Raw genomic sequence first — 1,006 nt, forward strand, 5'->3', positions numbered from 1 at the left:
ACACCACAAGATAAGTATGAATTTGGCGTTTCTGACGTTGAAAAATACTTCAAACCAAATCACATTGCAACATACGCTTACCGCGCAGGAACACCAATGTTAACTTCAGGTGTTACTCAATCTGGTGACCAATTACAAGCAATTGTTATCCGTGATGCAATTACTAAACGTGTATCAGCAAGCTTAAACAACTTGTTCTTACAAAATGATGGTCGTATCACATATGACGATGCAGGTATCTCATTATTCAATTCAACTATCTATGCAGAATTAAAAGATTTTGCTGATAAAGATTACATCGATCCTAACTTCACCATTACAGCAGTTAAGGCATCAGATGTTTCAGATAGCAAGAAAGCATCAGGAGTTCTAACTGGTATGAGTTACAAGTACCGTCCAGTTAACACAATTGATTCAGCAACACTAAGTCAAACTGTGGTTCTTCCACAAGTTGAAGGATAGGGGGAAATATAATGGCAAGTTTAAGTACAGTAGCAACAGATAAGAAGTGGGATGTTAATGATATCGTAATTTCAATTGATGGTATCGTACCTGATATTTATGCATCAGGTGATGTGTTCACACTTGAATATGACCAAGATCACATTACTATTTCATCTGACGTATATGGTAATGGTATTCGTATCATTAACCACAATGGACAAGCTACATTAACAGTTAACGTATCTCGTTTATCAAACATTTACGCAAAGATGATGGCAGCTGACCAAGCATACTACGATGCTCAACATACCATCACTATTACAACACCAGTAGAACGTATTACTACTACAACAGCTTCTATTCAAAAGAAGCCAAATATCTCTGCAGGTAACGAAGCACCAAACGCATCAATTGCATTCAAATGCATTAATGCAGATGCTTCAGCAGTTTAATCTTAATTAAAAAATAAGGGGAAATTATCATGGCAGAATTCTTAAATTCAGAAAGTTCAGAAATTCAATCAAGTTCAGCAGAAGTACAATCATCTGCTGTTGCAGAAAGT

The 1,006-nt window shown here is 36.2% G+C and carries 2 protein-coding genes; both read left to right on the forward strand.

What is annotated here, in order from left to right; all coding sequences use genetic code 11:
* The coding region (locus OEZ61_RS08025; protein ID WP_290047377.1) for a hypothetical protein at positions 1 to 462 on the forward strand (462 nt) is incomplete at its 5' end.
* 11 nt (positions 463 to 473) lie between these two features.
* A complete protein-coding gene (locus OEZ61_RS08030) occupies positions 474 to 896 on the forward strand; it encodes a hypothetical protein (protein WP_034532510.1) in 423 nt (140 codons plus the stop codon).
* Positions 897 to 1,006: the final 110 nt, after the last annotated feature.

Origin of the sequence: Apilactobacillus sp. EABW-1NA (assembly GCF_030398685.1) — a bacterium.
GTDB classification, from domain to species: domain Bacteria; phylum Bacillota; class Bacilli; order Lactobacillales; family Lactobacillaceae; genus Apilactobacillus; species Apilactobacillus waqarii.

Excerpts from the sequence above, each read along its gene's own strand:
- OEZ61_RS08030 (WP_034532510.1), top strand. The coding sequence starts at position 474 with ATGGCAAGTTTAAGTACAGTAGCAACAGATAAGAAGTGGGATGTTAAT.